Source organism: Streptomyces sp. NPDC051315, from assembly GCF_044455165.1.
GTDB lineage: Bacteria > Actinomycetota > Actinomycetes > Streptomycetales > Streptomycetaceae > Streptomyces.
Genome location: NZ_JBITEN010000006.1, coordinates 172,438 through 198,121, shown reverse-complemented (window position 1 = coordinate 198,121; position 25,684 = coordinate 172,438). Strand labels below are relative to the sequence as shown.

The 25,684-nt window shown below is 72.4% G+C and carries 20 protein-coding genes; 6 read left to right on the top strand and 14 right to left on the bottom strand.

Going from position 1 to position 25,684, the window contains the following annotated elements; genetic code table 11:
* Positions 1–297: 297 nt before the first annotated feature.
* Positions 298–1,281: a chaplin family protein gene (locus ACIBBD_RS14325; protein ID WP_399419669.1), complete on the bottom strand. Its 984-nt coding sequence runs from the start codon at positions 1,279–1,281 to the stop codon at positions 298–300.
* Positions 1,282–1,388: 107 nt separating this feature from the next.
* The gene (locus tag ACIBBD_RS14320) at positions 1,389–1,490 is read right to left on the bottom strand and encodes a chaplin family protein (RefSeq protein ID WP_399419817.1); all 102 of its coding nucleotides are present in this window, start codon (positions 1,488–1,490) and stop codon (positions 1,389–1,391) included.
* Positions 1,491–2,066: 576 nt separating this feature from the next.
* Here ACIBBD_RS14320 and ACIBBD_RS14315 point away from each other — a divergent pair.
* The 3 genes from ACIBBD_RS14315 to ACIBBD_RS14305 all read left to right on the top strand — a co-directional run bounded on the left by ACIBBD_RS14315 (position 2,067) and on the right by ACIBBD_RS14305 (position 4,144).
* Positions 2,067–2,468, top strand: coding sequence for a rodlin (locus ACIBBD_RS14315; RefSeq protein ID WP_399419668.1), 402 nt, complete (start codon positions 2,067–2,069; stop codon positions 2,466–2,468).
* Positions 2,469–2,580: 112 nt separating this feature from the next.
* Positions 2,581–3,609: an LCP family protein gene (locus ACIBBD_RS14310; RefSeq protein ID WP_399419816.1), complete on the top strand. Its 1,029-nt coding sequence runs from the start codon at positions 2,581–2,583 to the stop codon at positions 3,607–3,609.
* Positions 3,610–3,736: 127 nt separating this feature from the next.
* Entirely contained in the window at positions 3,737–4,144 is a 408-nt protein-coding gene (locus ACIBBD_RS14305) for a rodlin (RefSeq protein WP_399419667.1), read from the top strand.
* Between the two features lie 63 nt (positions 4,145–4,207).
* Here ACIBBD_RS14305 and ACIBBD_RS14300 read toward each other — a convergent pair whose 3' ends face one another.
* From ACIBBD_RS14300 to ACIBBD_RS14280, 5 genes are all read right to left on the bottom strand, one after another.
* Positions 4,208–6,130: an AMP-dependent synthetase/ligase gene (locus ACIBBD_RS14300; protein WP_399419666.1), complete on the bottom strand. Its 1,923-nt coding sequence runs from the start codon at positions 6,128–6,130 to the stop codon at positions 4,208–4,210.
* Positions 6,131–6,229: 99 nt separating this feature from the next.
* A complete protein-coding gene (locus tag ACIBBD_RS14295; protein ID WP_399419665.1) occupies positions 6,230–7,777 on the bottom strand; it encodes a von Willebrand factor type A domain-containing protein in 1,548 nt (515 codons plus the stop codon).
* A gap of 147 nt (positions 7,778–7,924) precedes the next feature.
* On the bottom strand, positions 7,925–8,815 hold the full coding sequence (locus tag ACIBBD_RS14290) for an ABC transporter permease (protein ID WP_399419664.1): 891 nt from the start codon (positions 8,813–8,815) through the stop codon (positions 7,925–7,927).
* Positions 8,812–11,448: an alpha/beta fold hydrolase gene (locus ACIBBD_RS14285; protein WP_399419663.1), complete on the bottom strand. Its 2,637-nt coding sequence runs from the start codon at positions 11,446–11,448 to the stop codon at positions 8,812–8,814. The genes ACIBBD_RS14290 and ACIBBD_RS14285 overlap by 4 nt, the downstream gene beginning before the upstream one ends.
* A gap of 109 nt (positions 11,449–11,557) precedes the next feature.
* The gene (locus tag ACIBBD_RS14280) at positions 11,558–12,955 is read right to left on the bottom strand and encodes an APC family permease (protein WP_399419662.1); all 1,398 of its coding nucleotides are present in this window, start codon (positions 12,953–12,955) and stop codon (positions 11,558–11,560) included.
* A 336-nt stretch (positions 12,956–13,291) separates the two neighbouring features.
* On the opposite strand from ACIBBD_RS14280, the gene ACIBBD_RS14275 reads away from it, so the two are divergent.
* A complete protein-coding gene (locus tag ACIBBD_RS14275; RefSeq protein WP_399419661.1) occupies positions 13,292–14,137 on the top strand; it encodes a hypothetical protein in 846 nt (281 codons plus the stop codon).
* Between the two features lie 54 nt (positions 14,138–14,191).
* Here the strand turns inward: ACIBBD_RS14275 and mmsA are convergent, their stop codons facing one another.
* From mmsA to iolC, 5 genes are read right to left on the bottom strand one after another with little or no spacing between them, the layout of a single operon-like run.
* Positions 14,192–15,694, bottom strand: a complete 1,503-nt coding sequence (mmsA, locus tag ACIBBD_RS14270) for a CoA-acylating methylmalonate-semialdehyde dehydrogenase (protein WP_399419660.1) — start codon at positions 15,692–15,694, stop codon at positions 14,192–14,194.
* A gap of 14 nt (positions 15,695–15,708) precedes the next feature.
* Complete coding sequence (gene iolD / locus ACIBBD_RS14265) at positions 15,709–17,592, bottom strand: 3D-(3,5/4)-trihydroxycyclohexane-1,2-dione acylhydrolase (decyclizing) (RefSeq protein ID WP_399419659.1); 1,884 nt, start codon at positions 17,590–17,592, stop codon at positions 15,709–15,711.
* Positions 17,589–18,413 (bottom strand): 5-deoxy-glucuronate isomerase, encoded by an 825-nt coding sequence (iolB, locus tag ACIBBD_RS14260; protein WP_399419658.1) that lies wholly within the window; start codon positions 18,411–18,413, stop codon positions 17,589–17,591. The genes iolD and iolB overlap by 4 nt, the downstream gene beginning before the upstream one ends.
* Positions 18,414–18,420: 7 nt before the next feature.
* A complete protein-coding gene (locus tag ACIBBD_RS14255) occupies positions 18,421–19,302 on the bottom strand; it encodes a deoxyribose-phosphate aldolase (protein ID WP_399419657.1) in 882 nt (293 codons plus the stop codon).
* A complete protein-coding gene (gene iolC / locus ACIBBD_RS14250) occupies positions 19,299–20,249 on the bottom strand; it encodes a 5-dehydro-2-deoxygluconokinase (RefSeq protein ID WP_399419656.1) in 951 nt (316 codons plus the stop codon). Before iolC ends, ACIBBD_RS14255 begins: the two co-directional genes overlap by 4 nt.
* 163 nt (positions 20,250–20,412) lie before the next feature.
* Here iolC and ACIBBD_RS14245 point away from each other — a divergent pair, with 163 nt between their 5' ends.
* The gene (locus ACIBBD_RS14245) at positions 20,413–21,339 is read left to right on the top strand and encodes a sugar phosphate isomerase/epimerase family protein (protein ID WP_399419655.1); all 927 of its coding nucleotides are present in this window, start codon (positions 20,413–20,415) and stop codon (positions 21,337–21,339) included.
* 562 nt (positions 21,340–21,901) lie between these two features.
* Positions 21,902–22,102: a helix-turn-helix transcriptional regulator gene (locus ACIBBD_RS14240; RefSeq protein ID WP_399419654.1), complete on the top strand. Its 201-nt coding sequence runs from the start codon at positions 21,902–21,904 to the stop codon at positions 22,100–22,102.
* A 15-nt stretch (positions 22,103–22,117) separates the two neighbouring features.
* Here the strand turns inward: ACIBBD_RS14240 and ACIBBD_RS14235 are convergent, their stop codons facing one another.
* Together ACIBBD_RS14235 and ACIBBD_RS14230 are read right to left on the bottom strand one after the other, a co-directional pair.
* Positions 22,118–23,161: a zinc-dependent alcohol dehydrogenase family protein gene (locus tag ACIBBD_RS14235; protein ID WP_399419653.1), complete on the bottom strand. Its 1,044-nt coding sequence runs from the start codon at positions 23,159–23,161 to the stop codon at positions 22,118–22,120.
* A gap of 113 nt (positions 23,162–23,274) precedes the next feature.
* A complete protein-coding gene (locus ACIBBD_RS14230) occupies positions 23,275–25,581 on the bottom strand; it encodes an MMPL family transporter (RefSeq protein ID WP_399419652.1) in 2,307 nt (768 codons plus the stop codon).
* Between the last annotated feature and the right edge of the window lie 103 nt (positions 25,582–25,684).

Genomic DNA, 25,684 nt, shown 5'->3' with positions numbered 1-25,684 from the left:
CTCTCCTCCCGTGGAGACGGCGGTGGAGGTGCGGGCGGGTCAGCAGGTGCCGACGGCCCGGCCGGTGCCGGGCTGGGTGCGGCTGGAGGTGCCGGGTGCGGGTTCGTCGAGACCGGGCACCCCATCGCCGCAGTGCTCGCACCCGGCCTGTTCCTGACCCGCCTGCGCGGGGTACGGCGCCGGCTGCCCGCGGGGACGCCGGTCGGCGGGGGGTCCCGGAGACCGGGAGCGGCGGGGCGCGGTGCGGGCGTGCGGGAGGGGCGGGTGCCGGACGCGGCGCGTCCGGCACCCGTGCGTTCACCGACGGGACGCGGCTCGGCCTCGCCGGTACAGCAGGGCGCCGGCGGTGATCAGCGCGGCGCTGACGCCCGAGGCGGCCATCAGACCCTCCTCGCTGCCGGTGTGGGGCAGCTCGGGCGGCTTGCCGCCGGTGTGGGACGGCGTGGTGTGGTCCCCGCCGTTGTGGGGCGGGGTCGTGTGGTCGCCGCCGCTCGGGGGCTTGGTGTTGTCACCCCCGCCCCCAGGCGTCGTGTTGTCGCCACCGCCCCCAGGCGTCGTGTTGTCGCCACCGCCCCCAGGCGTCGTGTTGTCGCCACCGCCCGGAGGCGTCGTGTTGTCGCCACCGCCCGGAGGCGTCGTGTTGTCGCCACCGCCCGGAGGCGTCGTGTTGTCACCGCCACCCGGAGGCGTCGTGTTGTCACCGCCACCCGGAGGCGGGTTCGTGTGCCCGCCTCCGTCCGGAGGCGGCGTGGACCCGTAACCCGAGTCGTCGTCGCCGTGGCCCGAATCGCTCGAATCCCCGTGGCCGGAGTCGCCGTGGCCCGAGTCGCTGGAATCGCCGTGGCCGGAGTCGCCGTAGCCCGAATCGCTCGAATCCCCGTGCCCGGAATCGCCGTAGCCCGAATCGCTCGAATCGCCGTGCCCGGAATCGCCGTAGCCCGAATCACTGGAATCCCCGTGCCCGGAATCGCCGTAGTCCGAGTCGCCATCGGCGTCGCGGTGGGGTGCGCCGGGCCGGCCGCGGTCCTTGGAGGCGTCGGAGGTGTTGGCGCAGTTGTTGCCGAAGGCCGCATTGAGCGCGGCGGCGACGTCGACGGAGTTGCCGCAGACGTTCAACGGGATGTCGACGGGGACCTGGATGTCGTTGCCCGAGGCGACGCCGGGCGAGTTCCTCGCGGTTCCGTCCGCGTGCGTGTCGGCGAGTGCGGTACCGCCGCACAGGGACAGAATGCTCGTCGCGGCTGCCGCCGCGACCATTCCCTTGCTCAGGGTCTGTCGCAATCTCGTGGTCTTCCTGCTTGAAGAAGTGGGAAAAGCCGGCCTGGAACGTGGAGCGGTTCTCCCAAGGCCGGCCAGAAACCCGGCTCTACGGCCGGTGTGACACACCGTCAGTCGTTGATGCAGACGTTGCCGCCCGCCGGGTTCAGCGCGGCGATGCCGTTGACCGTGTTGCCGCGCACGTCGATCGGGATGTGGAGGGGAGCCTGGATTGCGTTGTCGGAGAGGGCACCCGGCGAACCGATGACGGCACCGTTGGCACCGGCGAGGCAAGGACCGGACCCGCGACCACAGCAGCGGTCTCCTTCATGACGTTCCCTTCTCCGCGGCCACGCCCCGATGACGGTCGGAACCGGCGAGCTCAGTCGGAACGGCTCGCACCACGACCTGCGGGCTGCAAACGAGAGGTATACGGCGGAAGAAACTCATGAACGCGCGCCGCCGGGGAATTCACTCGAACGCCTTCACAGAACCGACACATCGGCCCCGTGGGCACAGGTCATCAGGGAAAGAACGCTTCGCCTGCGAAAAAGGAGAAGAAATGAAAAGACCGTCGGCGGCCGGTGGTCTTCTCTCCCTGTCCCGGCTGCGGCGTCAGGACCGTGTGCCCGCCCCCGGCTCAACCCGGTGTACGGGGGGTGGTGGCGACGCTTCACCCGATAGAAGTCAGGCCGTCACGACCGCTGCTCCACTGTCGGCCATCGGAGTGAACGGGGACAACCAAACGCCGCCGGAGGAGTTGACCAGAGCGCTCCGATGGACGGGGTTTCTCGAGAAGGGAATAGCACGTGATCAAGAAGGTACTGGCCACCGCCGCGGTCGCCGCTTCCGTCGTCGGCGCCGCCGCTGCCCCCGCGCTCGCCATCGGCAACGACAGCGGCACCACCTCCGCCAGCGGCAACGGCGCGCGCCAGGAGTTCGGCAACTCCGCCACCTACGGCGACATGAGCCCGCAGATGGCGCTCATCCAGGGCTCCTTCAACAAGCCCTGCCTCGGTCTGCCGGCCAAGGTCAACGCCGGTTCGATCGTCGGCGCCGTCCCCATCACGGTCCAGGACATCAATGTCCTGTCCTCCCCGCAGAACCAGCAGTGCGTCGAGAACAGCACCCAGGCCAAGGGCGACGAGCCGCTGTCGCACATCCTCGACGACATCTCGGTGCTCGCCGGCAACGGCTCCGTCAACCCCTGAGACGGGACGAGGTGAACGGGTTCACTTGCTGAGCCCAGGGGTGGTTTCTCCACCCCGCCAGCGGGCCGCCGGACCACCGGCGGCCCGCTGTTCTAGCGTGCGGCCCGTGACGATGAAGAGATACCGCCGGCTTCGCCGTCCGGCGATGGCGTCGGTCGTCCTGGCGACCATGGGCGCCCTGCTCGGCAGCGGCACCGCGCTGCCCGGCCGGCAGGACGCCCCGCGCGCGATGAACATCCTGGTGATGGGGACCGACGGGCGGGACACCATCACCGACGCGGAGCGGCGCGCGTTCCACGCGGGTGGACGGGCGTGCGGCTGCACCGACGTCCTGATGCTGGTCCACCTCTCCGCCCGCCGGGACCGCGTCAGTGTGATCGGGCTGCCCCGGGACTCCTACGCGCGGATCCCCGCGCACCGCGACCAGGCCGGCGGGCGGGAGCGGCCGGCCCATCCGGCGAAGATCAACGCCGCGTTCCGGGAGGGCGGCCCGGAGCTCGCCGTACGGACCGTCGAGTCGATGACCGGGGTCTCGGTCGACCGCCATCTCCAGGTCGACTTCCGCCGCTTCATGGACACCGTCGACGAGGTCGGCGGCGTCGAGGTGTGCACACCGCGGCGGTTGCGGGACTCCGCGACCGGGATCGACCTCGCGCCCGGCACGCACCGGCTGGGCGGCGGGCGGGCGTTGCAGTACGTCCGCGCGCGGCATGCCGACGGCAGCGCCGACCTCGGGCGGATCCGGCGTCAGCAGCGGTTCCTCGTACAGGCGTTGCGGCAGGTGCGGGTGAGCGGGGTGCTGTCCGAACCGGCGCGGACGGCACGCATGGTGCGCACGCTGCTGGGATCGGGGCCGCAGGGCTTCGGTTTCGTCGACCTGGCGCGGCTGGCGGCCGCGTTGCACCGGCTGCCCGCGTCGGCAACGGAGTTCACCACCGTGCCGATCGGCAGGCTCGCCCCGGCCGAGGCGGGCGTCGGCTCGGCACTGATGTGGGACCGGGAGAAGGCGGACGCGCTGTTCGCGCGCATCCGCGCGGACCGGCCGCTGGTGGAGAAGGGGACGCACCCCAGGCCGAAGGAACCGCCGAGCATCGTCGGCTCCCCCGCGCCCGTTCGCGGGAGCGCCTACGCGTGCTCGTGAGGGGCGTGCGGTCGTCCCGCCGGCGCGTTGGGCCAATCGGGGCACAGTCCGCAACCCCGCAGGGCGTGGGGCGTTGACGATCATGCAGCTCCTCCCCCGGAGTTCGCGCTTCTCGAAGGGAATGAACATGAAGAAGCTGTGGGCAACCGCGGCTGTCGCCGCCTCCCTGGCCGGTGTGACGTTCGCGTCCACGTCGCAGGCCCTGGCCATCGGTGACGACAGCGGCACCACCTCCGCCAGCGGCAACGGTGCCTCGTCGGAGTTCGGCAACTCGGCCACGTTCGGCAAGCAGAGCCCGCAGCTCACGCTGGTCCAGGGCTCGCTGAACAAGCCGTGCGTCGGTGCGCCGGCCACGGTCAACGCCGGTTCGCTCGTGGGCATCGTGCCGGTCACGGTCCAGGAGAACAACCTCCTGTCGTCCCCGCAGTACCAGCAGTGCGTCGAGAACAGCACCCAGGCCAAGGGCGACGAGCCGCTGTCTCACATCCTCGACGACATCTCGCTGCTGTCCGGCAACGGATCGGTCAGCCGCTGAGCTTCGGCCCCAGGCCGCCGACGGCGGGTCACCGGTTCCTCCGGTGACCCGCCGTTGTGCTGCTCACCGGCGGTACAGCTCCTCGATCTGCTCGCGGTAGCGGGCCGTCGCCTCGTGCCGCTTGACCTTCAGGGAAGGGGTGAGCAGACCGTTCTCCTCGGTGAAGTCGCCCTCGACCAGGGTGAAGGCGCGGATCGACTCGGCCCGGGAGACTGCCTCGTTGGCGTAGTCGACGGCCCGCTGGACGTCCTCACGCAGACGGGGGTCACGGATCACCTCGGCGAGCGGGGTGTCGGCGGGGAGCTTGCGTACGGCGAGCCAGTGGGCGATCGCGTCGGGGTCGAGGGTGATCAGGGCGCCGACGAAGGGGCGGTTGTCGCCGACGACCAGGCACTGGCCGACCGGTGCGCGGCTGCGCAGGCGGTCCTCGAGGACGGCCGGGGAGACGTTCTTGCCGCCGGAGGTGACGATGAGGTCCTTCTTGCGGCCGGTGATGGTGAGGTAGCCGTCCTCGTCGAGGGAGCCGAGGTCGCCGGTGGCGAACCAGTCGCCGGTGAGGACCGCGTCCGTGGCGGCCGGGTTGTTCCAGTAGGCGCCGAAGACGGTGCCGCCCCTGACGAGGATCTCGCCGTCGTCGGCGATGCGGACGGTGGTGCCGGGGACCGGCTGGCCGACCGTGCCGGGGCGGGGTTTCAGCGGCGGGACGATGGTGGCGGCGGCGGTGGTCTCGGTGAGGCCGTAGCCCTCGTAGACGATGATGCCGGCCGCGTAGAAGAAGAGGTTGAGGCTGCGGTCCAGGGGTGAGCCACCGCTGATGGCGTAGCGCATGCGGCCGCCGAGTTCCTTGCGGATACGGCGGTAGACCAGCAGGTCGTACAGGGCCCAGGCGGCGTAGAGGCCGGGGGTGGGGCCCTTGCCGGTGCCGAGGAACGCGCGCAGGTGCGCCTCCCCGAAGCGGACGGCGACGCGTTCGGCGCGGTCGAAGGAGGCGGCGCGGCCCATCTTCTCGGCGGTGGCGCGGCCGGTGTCGTGGATGCGCTCGAAGAGGTAGGGGACGCCGACGAGGAAGGTCGGGCGGAAGCGCTTGAGGGCGGGGCGGAGTTCGTCGGGTTTGACGCTCGGGAAGTGGCCGGTCTCGATGCGGGCCATCAGACAGGCGATCTGGAGGGTGCGGCCCATGATGTGGGCGAGGGGGAGGAAGAGGAGGGTGGAGGCGGTCTGGCCGGTGACCTCCTTGAAGATCGGGTGGAGGAGTTCGAGGAGGTTGGCGGCCTCGGCGTGCAGGTTGGCGTGGGTGAGGACGCAGCCCTTGGGCCTGCCGGTGGTGCCGGAGGTGTAGCAGAGGGTGGCGGTGGTGTCGGGGGTGAGGGAGGTGCGGCGTTTGGTGACCTCCTCGTCGGGGAGGTCGCGGCCGAGGGTGGTGAGGTCGGCGAGCCCCTGTGCGTCCAGTTCCCAGACGCGGGGCCGGTCCTGGTGGGGGGCCGTGCCCGTGGTGACCGTGGCGGTGTTCCCGGAGGTCTCGGTGATGACGAAGCGGGCGCCGGAGTCGCGGACGATCCACTCCACCTGGTCGGCGGAGGAGGTGGGGTAGACGGGGACGGTCTGGCCGCCGGCCGCCCAGATCGCGAAGTCCAGGACCGTCCACTCGTAGCGGGTGCGGGACATCACCACGACGCGGCCGCCCGGTTCGAGGCCGGCGGTGATCAACCCCTTGGCGACGGCGGTGACGTCGCGGGCGAAGGCGGCCGCCGTCACCGGCCGCCAGCCGCCGTCCGGGGCCGGGCGGCGCAGGGTGACGGCGTCGGGGGCCTCGGCCGCGTGGGTGAAGGGGAGGTCGGCGATGCTGCCGGTGACGAGGGGCGGGGCCAGGGGGGCGGAGCGGGCCTCGCGTATGGTGCCGGACTCGTCCCTGATGACGTCCACCGTGGTGCGGGCGGCGAGGTCGGTGCGGCGTTTCGCCCGTTTCAGGTCCTTGCGCATGCCCATGACGGCTCCCGGTGATCAGTGCGGCTGGCAGGGGGTGAAGGGCAACTTACTCACAAGTAAGGAATGGTCAATAGGGCGGGCCGCGAGAGTGCCGATGTCCTACCGGCTGCCGCCCCGGCGGGCCATGCCGATCGTCTCGGCGAGCTCCCGCACCTGCGGGTCCTCGGTCCGCCGCGCCAAGGCCCGCGCCGTTTCCTGAAGTTGGGTGAGGGTGGGGGCGTCCGGCAGGGGGCTCCACTCGCCGGCTCCCCGGCGCAGGGCGTCGGCGAAGTAGGCGGCGGTGGCGGTGACCTGGAAGCGTGCGGAGGCGTCGGTGAGGGCGTCGTGGAGGGCGTCGGTCGCCAGGCGGCCCGAGGCCTCGTGCGGGGCGCGGGTGGTGGGGTCGAGCCAGCGGACGGTGGCCGTGGCGAGGTGGCCCTCGGCGCCGGGCCTGGTGCGGACGGCGTAGAGGGCGGTGACCGTGTGGCCGGGGCCGGCCTCGCCGCCGTCGACCCGGTCGTCGCGGAAGTCGTCGTCGGCGACCCGGCGGTTGTCGTAGCCGATCAGGCGGTACTCGGCGACCGTCCCGGGGTCGAAGGCGACCTGGGCCTTGGCGTCGCGGGCGGTGAGGTCGATGTGCCGCGGGAGGTCCTCGCAGAAGACCTTCTCGGCGTCCTCGTCGTCCGACACGTACGTGGTGTGGCCGTCGCCCCGGTCGGCGAGGCGTTCCATCAGCGCGTCGCCGTAGTCGCTGCCGACGCCGACACCGAAGAGGGTGATGCCGTGCTCGCGGCGGGCCGTGGAGACGCGTTCCAGGATCGAGTCCGCGTCGGTGTCACCGGTGTTGGCGAGGGCGTCGGAGACGAGGACGACACGGTTGGTGGCGCCCTCGCGCAGGCCCTCGACGGCGGTGGCGTAGCCGGTCTCGACGCCGGCGCCGAGGTTGGTGGAGGCGGTGGGCTCCAGGCTGTCGATGGCGTGGTGGACGCGGTCGCGGTGGTCGCCGAGCCGGGTCGCCGGCAGGACGGTCTCGGCCTCGTCGGCGAAGGTGACGAGGGCGACCGAGTCGTCGTCGCGCAGGCGGTCCGTCATGGCGGCGAGGGACCGCCGGGCGAGGTCGAGGCGGCCGGGTTCGGCCATCGAGCCGGAGACGTCGATGACGAAGGTGAGCGCGGCGGGCGGGCGCCGGGCCGTCTCCCCGGGGGTGCGGGTGGCGAGGCCCACGCGCAGGAGGGACCAGTCGTCCTCGCCGGTGCGGGCGCCGTCGACGGTGACCGTGAAGCCGTCGCCGTGGGGGCGTTCGTAGTCCTGGCGGAAGCTGTTGACGAACTCCTCCGGGCGGATCGTCGACGGCTCGGGGATCCGGCCGTCGACGAGGGCGCGGCGGGCGTAGCCGTAGGAGGCGGTGTCGACGTCGAGGGCGAAGGTGGAGAGGTGGTCCTGCGCCGGCGTCCGCCCGCGGTCCGCGGGGGCGCCGGCCTCGGGGCCGCCGGCGCCGTCGGCCGGGGCCGGGAAGCCGCCGTGTTCGGCGCGGTCCGCGCTCGTGCCGTGCGGTCCGCCGCCGGCGCCGCAGCCGGTCAGCAGCATCAGCGCGGCGGTGGCTGTGGCGGTGGCGGTGCGGACGATCAGTCGTCGTGTGCGGTGGGTCCGGGTCCGGTGGGTTTCCATCTGGCGTGCCCCCTGTGTCGTCCGTCGGCGTCCATGGACGTGACGGTGACGGCACAGGGGGCGCGAACGTGCGGCACGCGAGGTTGCGGATGGGTTTCGATGAGGGCGGGGGCGATCGCCGGGACCGGTGGGAGATCCTCCGGTGACCTAGGACACCACGTCCTTGCGGGCGAAACCGCGGAAGGCCAGGGCGAACAGTACGAGCGCGTACGTGACGGAGACGGCCGTGCCCTGGATCATGCCCGCCCACTCGGGGGTGGGCTGGACGGCGTCGGCCCAGGCGAACTGCCAGTGCGCGGGCAGGAAGTGGCGCCAGTCGCCGAGGGCCGTGACCGCGTCGAGGACGTTGCCGACGATGGTCAGGCCGACCGCGCCGCCCACCGCGCCCAGCGGGGCGTCCGTCTTCGTCGACAGCCAGAACGCGAGCCCCGCGGTGACCAGTTGGGAGACGAAGACGTACGCCACCACGACCACGAGGCGTTGCGCCGCCGTGCCCGAGTCGAGCGCGCCGCCCGTGGGCAGTTGGAGCGGTCCCCAGCCGTAGGCGGCGGTGCCGACGGCGAGGGCGACGACGGGCAGCAGGACCATCGCGGCCAGGCTGAGGCCGAGTCCGACGACGAGCTTGGACCACAGCAGCCGGGCGCGTGGGACGGGCGCGGCGAGGAGGTAGCGCAGGGAGGACCAGCTCGCCTCGGACGCCACCGTGTCGCCGCAGAACAGGGCCACGGGGATGACCAGCAGGAAGCCCGCGGAGACGAACAGGTTCACCGCCGCGAAGTTGGCGCCGGACGCGGTGGCCGTGTCCATCAGGTTGATGCGGTTGCCACCGTCGTCGCCCCCGCCCGGCTCGCCGCCGATCGCGAAGGCGACGACCAGGACGAACGGCAGGGCGGCGAGGATGCCGCCCATGACCAGGGTGCGGCGGCGCTTGAGCTGGCGGACCAGCTCGACGCGCAACGGCAGGGTGCGGGACGCCCGGTAGCCGGAGGCGGTCTCGACGGGCGCGCTGTGCTCGGTCCGTCCGGTGAGCGTGCTCATGCGGAGCCTCCGATCAGGGTGAGGAAGGCGTCTTCCAGGCGGCGGTGCGGGCCCACCGACCGGACGGGCACGTCGAGCCGTACGAGATCGGCGACCAGGCGCTGGGCGGTGCCCCCCGGTTCGAGCCCGACCAGGAGCCCGTCGTCGGTGCGGACGACGGAGGCGACGCCGGGCAGCTCGGCCACCTTCTCGGCGACCGGCTCCTCCACGGGCGTGGCGGTGCCGACGAGGAGGGTGTCGCCGGAGCCGACGATCTCGGCGACCGGGCCGGCCTGCACCAGCCGGCCGCGGTCCATGACCACGAGGTGGGTGCAGGACTGCTCGACCTCCGCCAGCAGGTGGCTGGAGACGATCACCGTGCGGCCGGCGGCCGCGTACCGGATCATCACCTCCCGCATCTCACGGATCTGGGGCGGGTCGAGGCCGTTGGTCGGCTCGTCCAGGATGAGCAGGTCCGGCAGGCCGAGCATGGCCTGGGCGATGGCCAGGCGCTGGCGCATGCCCTGCGAGTAGGTGCGCACCGCGCGGGCGAGGGCGTCGCCGAGGCCGGCGATCTCCAGCGCCTCCTCGAGGTGGGCGTCCTCGGGCGGGCGGCCGGTGGCCTGCCAGTACAGCTCCAGGTTCTCCCGGCCGGAGAGGTGCGGCAGGAAGCCGGCGCCCTCGACGAAGGCGCCGACCCGGGAGAGGACGGCGGCGCCCGGGCGGATGGCGTGCCCGAAGACGCGGATCTCGCCCTCGTCGGGCGTGATCAGGCCCATCAGCATGCGCAGGGTCGTCGTCTTGCCCGCCCCGTTGGGGCCGAGGAGGCCCAGCACCTGGCCCTTCTCCACGCGGAAGGAGAGCTCCTTGACGGCGTACCGGTCGGTGGACCCGGCGTACCGCTTGCTCAGGCCGGTGATCTGCAGCGGGACGTCGGCCAGGGCCGGGTCGGGGGCGGGCGTGGCGGCGCGGCGGCGGCCGGTGGCCAGCAGGACCAGGGCGATCAGCGCGCCGGTGAGGGGCAGCCACCACACCCAGGACGGCAGCGGCGCGGCCGCGGTGGTCACGCCGGGGGCGGTGGGCACCGTCAGGTCGCCCTTCAGGGAGACGGTGTACGTCGCCGCGGCGGCCGGGGAGGCGTAGCCGAGGTCGGTGGAGGCGAGGACCAGCCGCAGGCGGTGGCCCTTGTCGACCTCGTGGTCGATCGCCGGGAGCGTGATCGTCACGTCCTTGCCGGCCTTGGCGCCCTCGACGCGGACCGGGGCGACGAGCTGGGAGGGCAGCACCTGCTGGGTGCCGTCCGGGCCGACGTCGTAGACCTTGGCGAAGAGGACGGCGTCGTCGCTCGTCGACGTCACGTGGACGGTGGCGGTCGGGGAGCCGGTGATCCGCAGGTCGTCCGTGACCGGCGCCGACTGGAACGCGGCGAACTGGCCGGGGAAGTCGAGGGAGACGCCGATGCCGAGGGAGGACAGCTGGGCGAGGCCGCCGGCGCCGCCGAGGCCGGGCAGGGCGGAGACGGCGGGCGGGGTGGCGCCGGGCGGGTTGGTGACGGACTGCTCGCGGCCGGTGAGGGCGATCGTGCGGTCGCCGCTGTCCAGGCCGGGGTAGGTGTCGTCGACGGCGCCGCGCAGCTGGGCGGCGCCGTCGGTGGAGTCGACGCCTCCGGTGCGGGTGACCCGGAAGGCCGGGCCGGTGTCGGCGGCCTTGTCCTCCTTGAGGTAGCGGTCGAACCAGGAGGTCACGCGGGCCCGGACGCGGCCGGTCTCCATGTCGCCGCCGTCGTGGCCGCCCGCGATCCAGTCCACCTCGACGGGCGCGCCGTTGGCGCGGATGGCCTTCTCGGCCGCGTCGGACTGGGCGAGGGTGAACAGGGAGTCGCTCTGGCCCTGGACGAGCAGGGTGGGCACCTTGATGCGGTCGGCGACGGCGGACGGCGAGCGCTGCTCGAGCAGCTCGCGGGCGGCGGCGTCGGGGGTGCCGGACTCGGCGACCCGCTCGTACATCGCGCACAACGTGGGCTCGAACTTCGCGCAGCCGCCGCCGGTGTTGAAGAAGATGCCGGTCCACAGCTTCTTGAAGACGCCGTCGGGGAAGAGGGCGTCCGCGAGGTTCCAGTAGGTGATCGCCGGGGCGATGGCGTCGACCCGGTCGTCGTGGCCCGCGCCGAGCAGGGAGATCGCGCCGCCGTAGGAGGCGCCGGCCATGCCCACGCGCGGGTCGCCCGCCTTGTCCAGCTGGACCTGGGGCTGCTGCGCGAGCCAGTCGACCAGCCGGGAGACGTCGGCGACCTCGCCCTTCGGGTCGTTGATCCCGATCTTCCCGGTCGACCTGCCGAAGCCGCGCGCCGACCAGGTCAGCACCGCGTACCCGTCGCGGGCGAGATCCTCGGCCTGCTGCCGGAGGTCGTCCTTGGAGCCGCCGAAGCCGTGGCCCAGGAGGACCGCGGGGCGGCGGCCGTCCGGGCCCGAGGTGAAGTACGAGGTGTCCAGGCGCACCCCGTTCACGGCCATGACCCGGTCGGCGCGGTGCACCGGGGGCGGGTCGTCGGACGCGACGGCCGTCCATGTCCCCGCGCCGGCGAGCACGGCGACGGCGGCCACGGCGGCCATGATCCGTCGCGGCCGCCGCAGTCCGGGCAGTCGAAGATCCATGCGTCAACGGTACGGGGTCAACCTGTCGTCAAGATGTCGACCGGAGACCGAGGTGGGTGACCTCCCCGGGGCGTACGGGGCCGTGGTCGCGTACCGCGGGCGCGGTGCGTCAGGCCCGCGCGTCCTCCGGGATCGACACCAGCCAGCGGGTGTCGCGGCGGGGCCGGAGGTAGAGGAGCCAGTAGAGGGTGGCGGCCGCGGTGATGCCGCCGGTCCACAGCAGGTAGGCGGTCTCCTGCTGGGTGAGGATGTAGGCGAGGACCGCGATCAGCAGGACGGGGAACACGGGCCACAGCGGCATGCGCCAGGCGGGGGCGTGGCGGTGGGCGCCGCGGCGGGAGAGCAGGGCGGCGACCGCGACGAGCAGGTACATGCCGGTCACGGAGACGCCGGTGACGCCGTACAGGGTGTCGAGGTCGACGAAGCACAGGACCGCGCCGGGGACGCCGACGGCGAGGGTGGCGACCCAGGGGGAGCCGAACCGGCCGAGCTTGGCGAAGACCCCGTTGACCGGCTCGGGCCAGGCCTTGTCGCGGGCCGAGGCGAACAGGACGCGGGAGTTCTGGATGACCATGACGATGCCGGCGTTGATGATCGCGAGGGCCACGCAGAGGCTGACGAAGGTGCCGACGGCGGTGTCGGACCAGGCGATGACCATGGCGCTGATGTCGCCCCCGGTGAGTTCGGCCAGGTCGGAGGCGCCGAGGGTGATCGCGACGACCGGGACCAGGATGATCACGGCGGAGATGGCGAGGGTGGCGAGGACCGTGCGGGCGACGTTGCGGCGGGGGTTCTCCAGCTCCTCGGAGAGGTAGACGGCGGTGGAGAAGCCCTGGGTGACGAAGAGGGCGATGGCGAGGCCGGAGACGATCAGCAGGGCGGTGACGGTGTCCGTGTGGCCGTCGGCGCCGGCGACCTCCATCGACAGCAGGCTGGCCGGGCCGCGTTCGGCGTGGGCGAAGCCGAGGACCGCGACGACGGCCGCCGCGATGACCTCCAGGACCAGGAAGACGCCGGTGATCCAGGCGTTGGCCCGCAGGTCGAGCAGGCCGGCGAGGGTGGCCAGCAGCATGACGCCGGCGCCGGCGATCGACGGGTCGAGGTGGACGACCGGGGCCAGGTAGTCGGCCGTGCCCATCGCGATCACCGGCGGCACGATCATCACGACCAGGAGCGAGAGGACGAAGACCAGCCAGCCCGCGAGACGTCCGGCCATCGTCGACACCATGGCGTACTCACCGCCCGCGCTGGGGATGAGGGTGCCCAGCTCGGAGTAGCAGAACGCCACGGCGATACAGAGCAGCGAGCCGATCGCGATGGTGAGGGCGGTCGCGGTGCCCAGCGAGCCGAACAGGTCGGGGACCACGACGAAGAGCGTGGAGGCGGGGGTCACGCACGAGATGGTGAGGAGGGTGCCGCCGACGACACCGATGGAGCGCTTCAGCTTCTGGGGGCTGTCGGGCGCCTGGGGGAGGGCGGTCTCGACAGGGCGGAGCGTGTCGGTCATGCGGCGGTTTCCGATCGACTCGTGCGGCAGAGGGTGGGGTCGGGAGCGCTATCGCCTCCGGCGGTTCGCTGTACGGTCTCGTCGTCCGCTCCCGGCGCTGCATGGAACCCCGACGAAAAGCAGCACGTCAATAGGTGTCTCACTGCGGATTCCGTAGATAAGAGCGGCTCCGGATGCTGTTTACGGCAGTTTTCCGCAGTCGCGTCAGCTTCGTTGAGGCGTGCGGGAACCGCAGGGCGCGCACCGGAAAAACGTGCGGCCGTTCGCCATACGGACGTGTCAGTGCGGGTCGTTAGAGTCGGGGCACAGACGGTTCACAGCAAGGGGTGGGGACGGATGAAGCTGAGGTACACCGCTGCCTGGGTGGGGTGCACGGCGGCGGCGATGCTCGCGGTGTCGGCGTGCGGCGGGGAGCGGGTGACGGACACCGCGAAGAAGGCCGCCGACGCGGTCGACCAGACCGACACGATCATGGCGGCGCTGGCGCGCGCGACCGACCGCACCGAGCAGGTGGGGTCGGCCGAGGTGCGGATGTCCACCGACCTGGGCACGGGCACCCCCATCGCCATGAACGGCACGTACTCCTGGGGCGACGGGCTCGCCTACGACGTCCAGATGGACACCGAGGCGTCACAGATGCAGACGCTGCAGGACGACCCGACGCTCCGCGCGCTGTTCGTGGACGGCGCCTACTACTACGACGTCGATCCGCAGCCCTCCGGCCCGCTCGCCGGCAAGGAGTGGATGAGGATCGACGGGTCCGCCGTGTTCGGCGAGGCGGGCTCGAAGGCCCTCAGCAACAGCAACAGCAGCCCGTCGGCGTCCATGAAGGCGCTGAAGTACGCCCACGACGTCGAGAATCTCGGCACCGAGACGGTGAACGGGAAGCGCACCACCCACTACCGGGCCGTGCTCGACCAGGCCGACTTGGGCGCGTACGAGGACGCCCTCGGCGCCGGCAACCTGATGGGCTCGGTGACCGGCGGCGTGGACGAGATCGCCATGGACGTCTGGGTCGGTGACCGCGATCTGCCGGTCCGCCTCGTCCAGGAGATGGGCGCCATGAAGGTCACCATCGACTTCGAGAAGTTCGGCGGCACCACCGAGGTGAAGGCTCCGCCGGCCGCGCAGACCGGCGACCTCACCGAGGCGGTCAAGGAGCAGGCCGGCGCCACCCGGTGACACGCCGGTGCCCTGCCTCCCCCAGGGGCGGCAGGGCACCGTACGGCCTGTGGCTCAGTGGTTGCGCGGGAAGCCCAGGTCCACGCCCGCCGGGGCCTCGGACGGGTCCGGCCAGCGGGTGGTGACGACCTTGCCGCGGGTGTAGAAGTGCGTGCCGTCGTTGCCGTAGATGTGGTGGTCGCCGAAGAGGGAGTCCTTCCAGCCGCCGAAGCTGTGGTAGCCGACGGGGACCGGGATCGGGACGTTGACGCCGACCATGCCGGCCTCGACCTCCAGCTGGAAGCGGCGGGCGGCGCCACCGTCCCGGGTGAAGATCGCGGTGCCGTTGCCGAAGGGCGAGCGGTTGATGAGGGCCACGCCCTCCTCGTAGGTGTCCACGCGCAGGACGCACAGGACCGGGCCGAAGATCTCGTCCTGGTAGGCCTTCGCCGACGTGGGCACCTTGTCGAGGAGCGAGATGCCGATCCAGTGGCCGTCCTCGAAGCCCTCGACCGTGTAGCCGGTGCCGTCCAGGACGACCTCGGCGCCCTCGGCGGCCGCGCCCTCGACATAGGACGCCACCTTGTCGCGGTGGACCTTGGTGATCAGCGGGCCCATCTCGGAGGCGGGGTCGTTGCCGGGGCCGATCTTGATCTTCTCGGCGCGCTCGCGGATCCTGTCGACCAGCTCGTCGCCGATGGAGCCGACGGCGACGACCGCCGAGATCGCCATGCAGCGCTCGCCCGCCGAGCCGTAGGCGGCGGACACGGCGGCGTCCGCGGCCGCGTCCAGGTCCGCGTCGGGCAGGACCAGCATGTGGTTCTTGGCGCCGCCCAGGGCCTGCACCCGCTTGCCGTTCGCGGAGGCGGTGGTGTGGATGTACCGGGCGATCGGGGTCGAGCCGACGAAGGAGACGGCCTTGACGTCCGGGTGCTCCAGGAGCCGGTCGACGGCCACCTTGTCGCCGTGGACGACGTTGAAGACGCCGTCCGGCAGACCGGCCTCCGCCAGCAGCTCGGCGATCCTGACCGAGGCCGACGGGTCCTTCTCGGACGGCTTCAGCACGAAGGTGTTGCCGCACGCGATGGCGATCGGGAACATCCACATCGGCACCATCGCCGGGAAGTTGAACGGCGTGATGCCCGCGACGACGCCCAGCGGCTGGCGGATCGACGACACGTCCACACGGCTCGCGACCTGCGTCGACAGCTCGCCCTTCAGCTGCACGTTGATGCCGCACGCCAGATCGACGATCTCCAGGCCGCGGGCCACCTCACCGAGCGCGTCACTGTGCACCTTGCCGTGCTCGGCGGTGATCAGCTCGGCGATCTCGTCGCGGTGGGCGTCCAGCAGCGCGCGGAACCGGAACAGGATCGAGGTGCGCTGGGCCAGCGAGGACTGGCCCCAGGTCGCGTAGGCGTCCTGGGCGGCGGCGACCGCGGCGTCGACCTCGTCGACCGTGGCGAACGCGACCTTCGTGGTGACCGCGCCGGTCGCCGGGTCGGTGACCGGCCCGTACGTACCCGACGCGCCTTCGACGGTCTTGCCGCCGATCCAGTGGTTGACGATCTTCGTCATGACCGAGTGCTCCTTCACAGATGGCGGCGTCGGGTGGAGACGTGCCGTTCGTACAGCTCACGGGCCTTGACCGCCGACGGTCGGGTCGCGGTCTCGGCCACGGGTACATCCCACCAGGCCTGCGCCGGAGGCGGGCCCGACACTGTGTCTGCCGTTTGGGTCTCGACGTAGACACATGTGGGAGTGTCGGCGGCCCGCGCCTCGGCGAGGGCCGCGCGCAGGTCCCGGACGGTCTTCGCGCGCAGCACGCGCATGCCGAGGCTCGCCGCGTTGGCGGCCAGGTCGACGGGGAGCGGGGCGCCGGTGAACGTGCCGTCGTCGGCCCGGTAGCGGTAGGCGGTGCCGTACCGCTCACCGCCGGTCTCCTCCGACAGCCCGCCGATCGACGCGTACCCGTGGTTCTGCACCAGCAGGATCTTGATCGCAACGCCCTCCTGCACGGCGGTCACGATCTCCGTGGGCATCATCAGGTACGTGCCGTCGCCGACCAGCGCCCACACCGGCCGGTCGGGCGCCGCCAGTTTCACGCCGAGCGCGGCCGGGATCTCGTAGCCCATGCAGGAGTAGCCGTACTCCAGGTGGTACTGGTCCCGGGAGCGCGCCCGCCACAGCTTGTGCAGGTCGCCGGGGAGCGAGCCGGCCGCGTTGATGATCACGTCCGTCTCGTCGACGATCGCGTCCAGCGCGCCCAGCACCTGCGGCTGGGTGGGGCGTACGTCGGGCTCCTCGGCCTCGTAGCAGGCGTCGACGCGCTGCTCCCAGCGCTCCTTGTCCTCGCTGTACTCGGTGACGTAGGCGTCCGCGACCCGGTACTCGTGCATGCCCAGGGACTGGGTCAGCTCCGTCAGCGCGATGCGGGCGTCCGCGACGAGCGGGAGACCGGCGAGCTTGTGTCCGTCGTAGGCGGCGATGTTGAGGTTGAGGAAGCGGACACCGTCACCGGCGAACAGGGTGTGGGAGGCGGTGGTGAAGTCCGTGTACCTGGTCCCCACGCCGATCACCAGGTCGGCGGTGCGGGCCAGTTCGTCGGCCGTCGCGGTGCCGGTGTGGCCGACACCGCCGACGTCCTGGGGGTGGTCGTAGCGCAGGGAGCCCTTGCCGGCCTGGGTGGAGGCGACCGGGATGCCGGTGGCCTCGGCGAACTCGGCGAGGGCCTCCTCGGCGCGGCTGTGGTGGACACCGCCGCCGGCGACGACCAGCGGGCGGCGGGCCGCCCGGATCGCGTGGACCGCCTCGGCGAGTTCGGTCGCGTCGGGGGCCGGGCGGCGTACGACCCAGGTGCGCTCGGCGAAGAACGCGTCGGGCCAGTCGTGGGCCTCGGCCTGGACGTCCTGGGGCAGGGCGAGGGTGACCGCGCCCGTCTCCACCGGGTCCGTCAGCACGCGCATCGCCTGGAGGGCGGCCGGGATCAGGGCCTCCGGGCGGGTGACCCGGTCGAAGTACTTCGAGACCGGGCGCAGGCAGTCGTTGACGGACACGTCACCCGCGTACGGGACCTCCAGTTGCTGCAGGACCGGGTCCGCCGGGCGGGTGGCGAAGATGTCACCGGGCAGGAGGAGTACCGGGAGGTGGTTGATGGTGGCGAGGGCCGCGCCGGTGACCAGGTTCGTCGCGCCGGGGCCGATCGACGTCGTCACCGCGTGGGTGGACAGACGGTTCGACTGGCGGGCGTAGCCGACGGCCGCGTGGACCATCGACTGCTCGTTGCGGCCCTGGTGGTACGGCATGACGTCGGCGTACTCGACGAGCGCCTGGCCGAGGCCGGCGACGTTGCCGTGGCCGAAGATGCCCCAGGTCGCGCCGATCAGACGCTGCCGTACGCCGTCTCGCTCGGTGTACTGGGCGGCGAGGAAGCGGACCAGCGCCTGTGCGACCGTCAGCCTCGTCGTTGAGGTCATCGGTACCCCTCCGTGTGCTCTGGGTGGAAGCAGATCCGCCATTCCCGTGTCTGTCCCGGACCGGCCATGACGTTCAGGTAGTACATGGCGTGGCCGGGCTGGGCGATCGACGGGCCGTGCCAGCCGTCGGGGACGAGCACGGCGTCGCCGGAACGGACCTCGGCGAGGACGTCGGATCCGCCCTCACGCGAGGGGGATACGCGCTGGTACCCGAAACCGTTCGGTCCGTCGATCTCGAAGTAGTAGATCTCCTCCAGCTCCGACTCCTCGCCGGGCCGGTGCTCGTCGTGCTTGTGCGGCGGGTACGAGGACCAGTTGCCGCCGGGGGTGATCACCTCGACGGCGATCAGCTTGTCGCAGTCGAAGGCGTCGGCGGAGGCGAAGTTGCGGACCAGGCGGGCGCAGGTGCCGCTGCCGCGTTCCTCGACGGGGACCTCCGGCGCGGGGCCGTAGCGGGCGGGGAGTCGTCGCTCGCACTTCGCTCCTGCCAGGGCGAAGCGGCCTCCCGCGCCGGAGGCGATCTGTGCCCGGGCGTCCCGGGGAACGTACGCGAAGTCGGTGACCGACGCGAAAACGCTCTCCCTGCCCAGGAGTTGGAACTCTTCATCCGCTGTTTGCACGGTACATCCGCCTTCCAGCGGAAGCACGATCCACTCGCTGTCGCCGGTGGTGAAGGTGTGCGTGTCACCGGGCGCCAGTTCGACGATCCGCAGACTGCTGTGGGCCCAGCCGGCCCGCTCGGGATCGATGTCGAGGACGTAGGTCCCGTCGGCGGTCGCCCCCTTGGGGACGTACAGGTCGTGGTGCGGCTTGTTCGTCATGCCACCCTCACAGCAGTCCTACGGCGGTGTCCACGGCGGCGGCCACGTCCCCGTCCGCCGGGTACAGCAGCGAACGGCCGACCACCAGTCCGCGCACGGTGGGCAGGTGCAGCGCGCCGCGCCACTTCTCGTACGCCCCGTCCTGGTCGTCGCCGACCTCCCCGCCGAGCAGCACGGCGGGGAGCGTGGAGGTCTCCATGACCTGCGCCATGTCGTCGGGGTCGGCGGTGACCGGCACCTTCAGCCAGGTGTAGGCCGAGCTGCCGCCCAGGCCGGAGGCGATGGCGATGGACTTGGTGACGGCCTCGGCGGACAGGTCGTTGACGACCTTTCCCCCGTCGGCGCGGCGGGAGATGAACGGCTCGACGAAGACGGGGAGCCGGCGCGCGGCCATGTCGTCGATCGCGCGGGCGGTGGACTCCAGCGTGTTGAGGGAGCCCGGGTCGTCGTAGTCGATCCGCAGGAGCAGTTTGCCCGCGTCGAAGCCGAGGCGCTCGATGTCCTGGGCGCGGTGGCCGGTGAAGCGGTCGTCGAGTTCGAAGCTGGCGCCCTGGAGGCCGCCGCGGTTCATCGAGCCCATGACGACCTTGTGGTCGAGGGCGCCGAGGAGGAGCAGGTCGTCGAGGATGTCGGCGGTGGCGAGGACCCCGTCGACGCCGGGCCGGGACAGCGCGAGGCAGAGGCGTTCCAGCAGGTCGGCGCGGTTGGCCATGGCCAGGGCGCGGCCGCCGACGCCGAGCGCGCCCCGGGCCGGGTGGTCGGCGGCGACGATCATCAGCCGGCCGCTCGCGCCCAGCAGGGGCCGACGGGCGCGGCGGGCGGCGGCCTCGGCGACGGCCTCGGGGTGGTGGGTGCGGGTGTGCACGAGCTCCGCGATGTCGACGGTCACCGGACGGCTCCTGCCGTGAGCGCCGCCTCGACCTCGTCCGGTGTCGGCATGGCCGAGGAGCACTCCAGGCGGGAGGCGACGATGGCGCCGGCGGCGTTGGCGTGGCGCATGATCCGCTCCAGGTCCCAGCCCGCGAGCAGGCCGTGGCAGAGGGAGCCGCCGAAGGCGTCCCCGGCGCCGAGGCCGTTGAGGACGTTCACCGGCAGCGGGGGGACCTCGGCCGACTCGCCGTCCGCGCGCACGGCCAGCACTCCCTCGGGGCCCTGCTTGACGACGGCGAGTTCGACTCCGGCGTCGAGGAGGGCGCGGGCGGCGGCGTGCGGTTCGCGCACCCCGGTGGCGACCTCCACCTCGTCGAGGTTGCCCACCGCGACGGTGGTGTGCTTCAGCGCCTCGGCGTAGAAGGGGCGGGCCGCGTCCGGGTCGGTCCAGAACATGGGGCGCCAGTCGAGGTCGAAGACGGTGGTGCCGGCCTTGGCGCGGTGGGCGAGGGCCGCCAGGGTCGCCGTACGGCTCGGCTCCTCGCTCAGGCCGGTGCCGGTGACCCAGAAGACGCGGGTGTCGCGGATGGCGTCGAGGTCCAGTTCGTGGGCGTCGATCTCCAGGTCCGGCGCCTTGGGCTGCCGGTAGAAGTACAGCGGGAAGTCGTCCGGGGGGAAGACCTCGCAGAAGGTGACGGGGGTCGGCAGACCGGGGACCGGGGTGACCCAGCGGTCGTCGACGCCGAAGCCGCGCAGGGCCTCGTGCAGGTAGGTGCCGAAGGGGTCGTCACCGGTGCGGGTGATCACGGCGGTGTGCCGGCCGAGACGGGCCGCGGCGACGGCGACGTTGCTCGCGGAGCCTCCCAGGAACTTCCCGAAGGACGTGACCTGCGGGAGCGGCACGCCCGTCTGCAGCGGATAGAGGTCCACCCCGATCCGCCCCATGGTGATCAGGTCGTACGCCATCGCGTTCCCTTCGTGTCGGCCCGTCCCGTGAACGGCCCCGTGGACGTCCCCGTATCGGCTCTCCACGGCTTTGTAGTCCCGTGCGGTGGACCCTGTCAATGTTTTGTCCAGACATTCGGACCAGCGCTTGACACCCTTCGGGGCAGGCCCCACGCTGACGGCCATGACGTCGTTGTCACCTCAGTCCTCAGATTCCGGTGCCTCCCGCATCCGGATCGGCTCGGCCCCCGACAGCTGGGGCGTCTGGTTCCCGGACGACCCGCGGCAGGTGCCGTGGCAGCGCTTCCTCGACGAGGTCGCGCTCTCCGGCTACGAGTGGATCGAGCTCGGCCCCTACGGATACCTGCCGACCGACCCGGCCGTCCTCACCGAGGAGACGGCGAAACGTGGCCTGAAAGTGTCGGCGGGCACGGTCTTCACCGGGCTGCACCACGGCGAGGCGGTCTGGGAGAAGACCTGGGCACACGTCGCGGACAACGCGGCGCTGGCCCAGGCGATGGGCGCCCGCCACCTGGTGGTCATCCCGTCCTTCTGGCGGGACGACAAGACCGGTGAAGTGCTGGAGCCCGACACGCTCACGCCCGAGCAGTGGCGCAACCTCACCTCGCTCACCGAGCGGCTGGGGCGGGAGGTGCGCGAGCGGTACGGCCTTCAGATCGTCGTCCACCCGCACGCCGACACCCACATCGACAGTGAGGAGAACGTGACCCGCTTCCTGGACGGCACGGACTCCGACCTGGTGTCACTGTGCCTGGACACCGGGCACTACGCGTACTGCGGCGGCGACAGCGTCAAGCTGATCGAGACGTACGGGGAGCGGATCGGATACCTGCACCTGAAGCAGGTGGACCCGGAGATCCTCGCGGACGTGCGGGCGAACGGCACCCCGTTCGGGCCGGCGGTCGCCCGGGGCGTGATGTGCGAGCCGCCGTCCGGGGTGCCGGCGCTGGGGCCCGTCCTGGAGGCCGCGCGGAAGCTGGACGTCGACCTGTTCGCGATCGTGGAGCAGGACATGTACCCGTGCGAGCCGGACAAGCCGCTGCCGATCGCCCGGCGGACCCGGGCGTTCCTGCGGTCCTGCGGGGCGTAGCCCTCCGGGGGCGGGCCCGGCGCCAGCCCTCCGGGGGCGGGCCCGGCGCCAGCCCTCCGGGGGTGGGGCCCAGCGCCAGTCCTCCGGGGTGGGCCCGGCGCCTTGACGGGGTGCCTTGCCGGGGTGCCTTGACGGGGTGCCTTGCCGGGGCCCCTTGCCCGGGCGCCGGGTGCGGTGAGTCCGGCGGGTGCGGACCGGACGGGCTGGCCGCGCAGTTCCCCGCGCCCCTTTCGGTCCGTCACGTCACCTCCGTCGCCAAGCCTCCCCCGCATCAGCCGTTGTCACGGCATTCCAACGGGCAGCCAAGGCGGCGCGACGGTGGTTCCGGCGGTTGCGGGGCGGGGTGGCTGGTCGCTGAGTCCCCGCGCGCCCCTTTCGGTCCGTCACGTCACCTCTGTCACAAAGGTCTCACCGGCATCACCGTTGTCACGGTACGCCCACGGACGACCACGGCGGGTCACCTTGTGGCCCCGGGCGGGCACAGCCCTGGTGATCATCAGCGCAGCGCGGGAATCCCCCGGGTGGCCTTCCGGCCGCCGCCCGCGCGCGGGGAGGTGGCCTCATGACCGACCGACGGCTCTGGTCCTACAAGGAGATCGCGTCGCACATCAGGGTGCAGCCGGACACCGTGCGCTCCTACCGCAAGCACGGACTGCTGCCGCCACCCGACCACGTGGAGAACGGCAGGGCCTACTGGTACGCCGAGACCGTCCACGCGTGGGTCGCCTCCCGGCCGGGCAACCGGGCGCGCCGACGCGGCTGACGACCGCCCCGGCGGTCAGGCCCACGGCTCGATGACCGTCACCCCCGCCCCCGGCGCGGTCCCCATCGCCGCCAGCGCGTCCGGTACGGCGTCGAGCGTGATCGTCGACGTCACCAGCAGGTCGGGGCGGAGCACGCCCGCCCTGACCAGCTCCAGCATCCCGGGGTAGGTGTGGGCGGCCATGCCGTGGCTGCCGAGAAGTTCGAGTTCCAGGGCGATGGCACGGGCCAGCGGGACCGGGGTCGTGCCGTCCGCCGAGGGCAGCAGGCCGACCTGGACGTGCCGGCCTCGGCGGCGCAGGCCGTTCACCGAGGCGGCGCTGGTGGCGGGCGAGCCGAGGGCGTCGAGGGAGAGGTGGGCGCCGCCGCCGGTCAGGTCGCGGACCGCCGCGGCCGTGTCGGGCGTGTTCCGGGCGTCCACGCACTGCGCCGCGCCGAAGCTGCGCGCCAGCTCCAGGGCGCGCGGCGACACGTCCACGGCGACGACCCGCGCTCCCGAGGCGGCCGCGATCATGACCGCCGACAGGCCGACCCCGCCGCAGCCGTGCACCGCCACCCACTCCCCCGCCGCGACCCGGCCCTGCTGCACGACCGCCCGGAACGCGGTGGCGAACCGGCAGCCGAGGGAGGCGGCGGTGGCGCAGGAGAGGTCGTCGGGGAGCGCGATCAGGTTCACGTCGGCGTGGTCGAGCGCCACGTACCGGGCGAAGGAGCCCCAGTGGGTGAAGCCGGGCTGGGTCTGGCGCTCGCACACCTGGTGGTCGCCGGCCGCGCAGGACGGACAGCTGCCGCAGCCGCACACGAAGGGCACGGTCACCCGGTCGCCCGGCTTCCAGCGGGTGACCCGGCCACCCGTCTCCTCCACGACTCCGGCGAGTTCATGGCCGGGGACGTGCGGCAGGGTGATGTCCGGGTCGTGGCCCATCCAGCCGTGCCAGTCGCTGCGGCACAGGCCGGTGGCCTCGACGCGCACCACGACCCCGTGCTCCGCGGGCCGCGGGTCCGCCACCTCCCGCACCTCGGCCGGCTCCCCGTACCGCTCGAACACCACAGCCCGCATGTGCCTTCGCCCTCGCCTTCGCCCACCGGAGATCGCAGTCGGTCATCGGAGATCGGCAGCCGGTCATCCGAGATCGCGGATGCCACGGCGGTCACCGAGGACCACCGCGAACGCTAGCTCCGCGCCCCGACCGTGTCGCGCTCGCGGTGCGACTCGGCGGCCGGGGCCGGCTCTCCCTCGCTGAGGCCGAAGCGGGCGTGGAACCTGCGCAGGGGCGCCGGTGCCCACCAGGTGGCCTTCCCGGTGAGCCGCATGATCGCCGGGACCAGCAGGCTGCGGACCACCATCGCGTCCATCAGGACCGCCAGCGCGATCCCCAGGCCGAGCATCTTGGTGTTGGTGACGCGGGAGGTGCCGATCGCGACCATCACCACGGCCAGGATGACGGCCGCCGCGGTGATCAGACCGCCCGTGCGCTGCAGGCCGAGGCGGACCGCCCGTTCGTGGCCGCCGTCCCCCACCGCCTCGAGGGCGTGGGAGGTGCCCCCGCGGTCGTACTCCTCCTTGATGCGGGAGAGCAGGAACACGCCGTAGTCCATGGAGAGGCCGAAGGCCACGCAGAACATCAGGACCGGCAGGGTCGTCTCGATGGAGCCGGTGCTGGTGAAGCCGAGCGGGCCGGAGAGGTGGCCGTCCTGGAAGACCCAGACGATTGCGCCGAACATCGCCGTCAGGCTGAGCGCGTTGAGCAGCACCGCCTGGACCGGTATCAGCACGCTCCCGGTCAGGAGGAAGACCAGGAACAGAGTGACGATCGCGACGAAGGCCGCCGCCCAGGGGAGTTGTTCGGCTATCGCGTGCTTGGAGTCGACCAGGACGGCCGCCGCACCGGTCACCTTGGTGTCGAAGGGGGCCTCGGTGGCACGCAGGTCGCCGACCAGTCGCTGGGCGGCGTCGTCGACGGGTTCGCCCTCGGGCAGCACCGTGAAGTACGCGGAGTCGCCGTTGACCAGCGGGCCGTCGACCCGGACCACATGGGGCAGGGCGGCGACGCGCTCCTTGTAGGCGGCGTACTGCTCCGGGGTCGCCCTTCCCTCGGCGAGGACCTCCAGGCCGCCGCCGGGACTGCCCGGGAAGCCGTCCCTGATGTGCTGCTGCACGACGTGGGACTCCGCCGACGAGGGCAGTTGACGGTCGTCGGCGGTGCCGAACCTGACGCCCAGGAAGGGCAGTCCGAGGAGGACGAGAACGGCCGTCGTCGCGAGGGCGAAGAAGGGCGCCCGGCGCATCACCAGGGTCGCGGTGCGTGCCCAGGCGGTGCCCGCCTCCCGGTCGGAGGCCGTCCCGCGCTGCCCCTCGTCCTCGCCGGAGTCCGTCCCGCCGGAGACGGCCTCAACGGGCTGCCTCGCGGGCCGGGCCCTGCGGAGCAGGCGGCGCAGGTCGAGGGAGTCGACCCGGTGGCCGAGCAGGAGCAGGGCCGCCGGGAGCAGGATGAGCGCGGCCGCGGCGGCCAGCAGGACGACCGCCGTCCCGGCGTAGGCGAAGGACCGCAGGAAGTACTGGGGGAAGAGGAGCATCGCCGCCAGGGACACCGCCACCGTGAGCGCGGAGAACAGGACCGTACGGCCCGCCGTGCGCAGGGTGGTGGCGATGGCGGTCGGCGGCTCGGCTCCGCCGGCGAGTTCCTCGCGGAAGCGGCGGACGATGAACAGGGCGTAGTCGATGGCCAGGCCGAGGCCGAGGGCCGTGGTGAGGTTCATCGCGAAGAGGGAGACGTCGGTGAACCGCGCGAGGCCGCTGAGGACCGCGTTCGTGCCCAGGATCGCGACGATGCCGATACCGAGCGGCAGCAGGGCCGCGACCGCGCTGCCGAAGACCATCACCAGCAGCACCAGTGTGACCGGCAGCGCGATGATCTCCGCGCGGGTGAGGTCCTCCTGGATGATGGTCTGCATCTCGTGCCGCACGGCGACGATGCCTCCGACCTTGACCTCCACCGGGCCGTGGGTGCCCCGGTAGGAGGGGGCGATGCGGTCGAGGGTCTCGCCCATCGTCGTCTCGTCGCCCGTGACGCGGGCGGCTATCAGTGCCTCGTGGCCGTCCTCCGCGCGCAGGGCGGGCGCCTTGGACTGCCAGTAGGACCCGACGCCGACGACGCCCTTCTCGCCGGCCAGACGCTCGGCGAGGCGGGAGGCCTCGGCGGCGACCGCGGGGTCGTCGACCGAGGCGCGGCCGGAGTCGACGAGCAGCAGCAGGTTCGGCTGGGAGTCGGGGAACTCACGCTCCAGGGCCTTGGTCGCGTAGGTGGACTGGGCGTCCGGGTCCTCCCAGCCGCCGCTGCCCAGCCGGTCGGCGACCCCGCTGCCGGCCAGCACCGCGAGCACGGTGAGCACCAGGGCCGCGAGCAGCGACAGCCGGGGGCGGGCGGTGACGAAGCGGGTCCAGCCGCGGACGCGCGGCGGGCTGTGGACTTCGGTCATGGTGCGGTGTCCCCTTCACCTGTTTCGCCGTGACCCGTGCCGTCGTGAACAGGCAGCATGGGTGTGTCCTTGCCATAGACTGGCAAACACGAGACATCGCTCG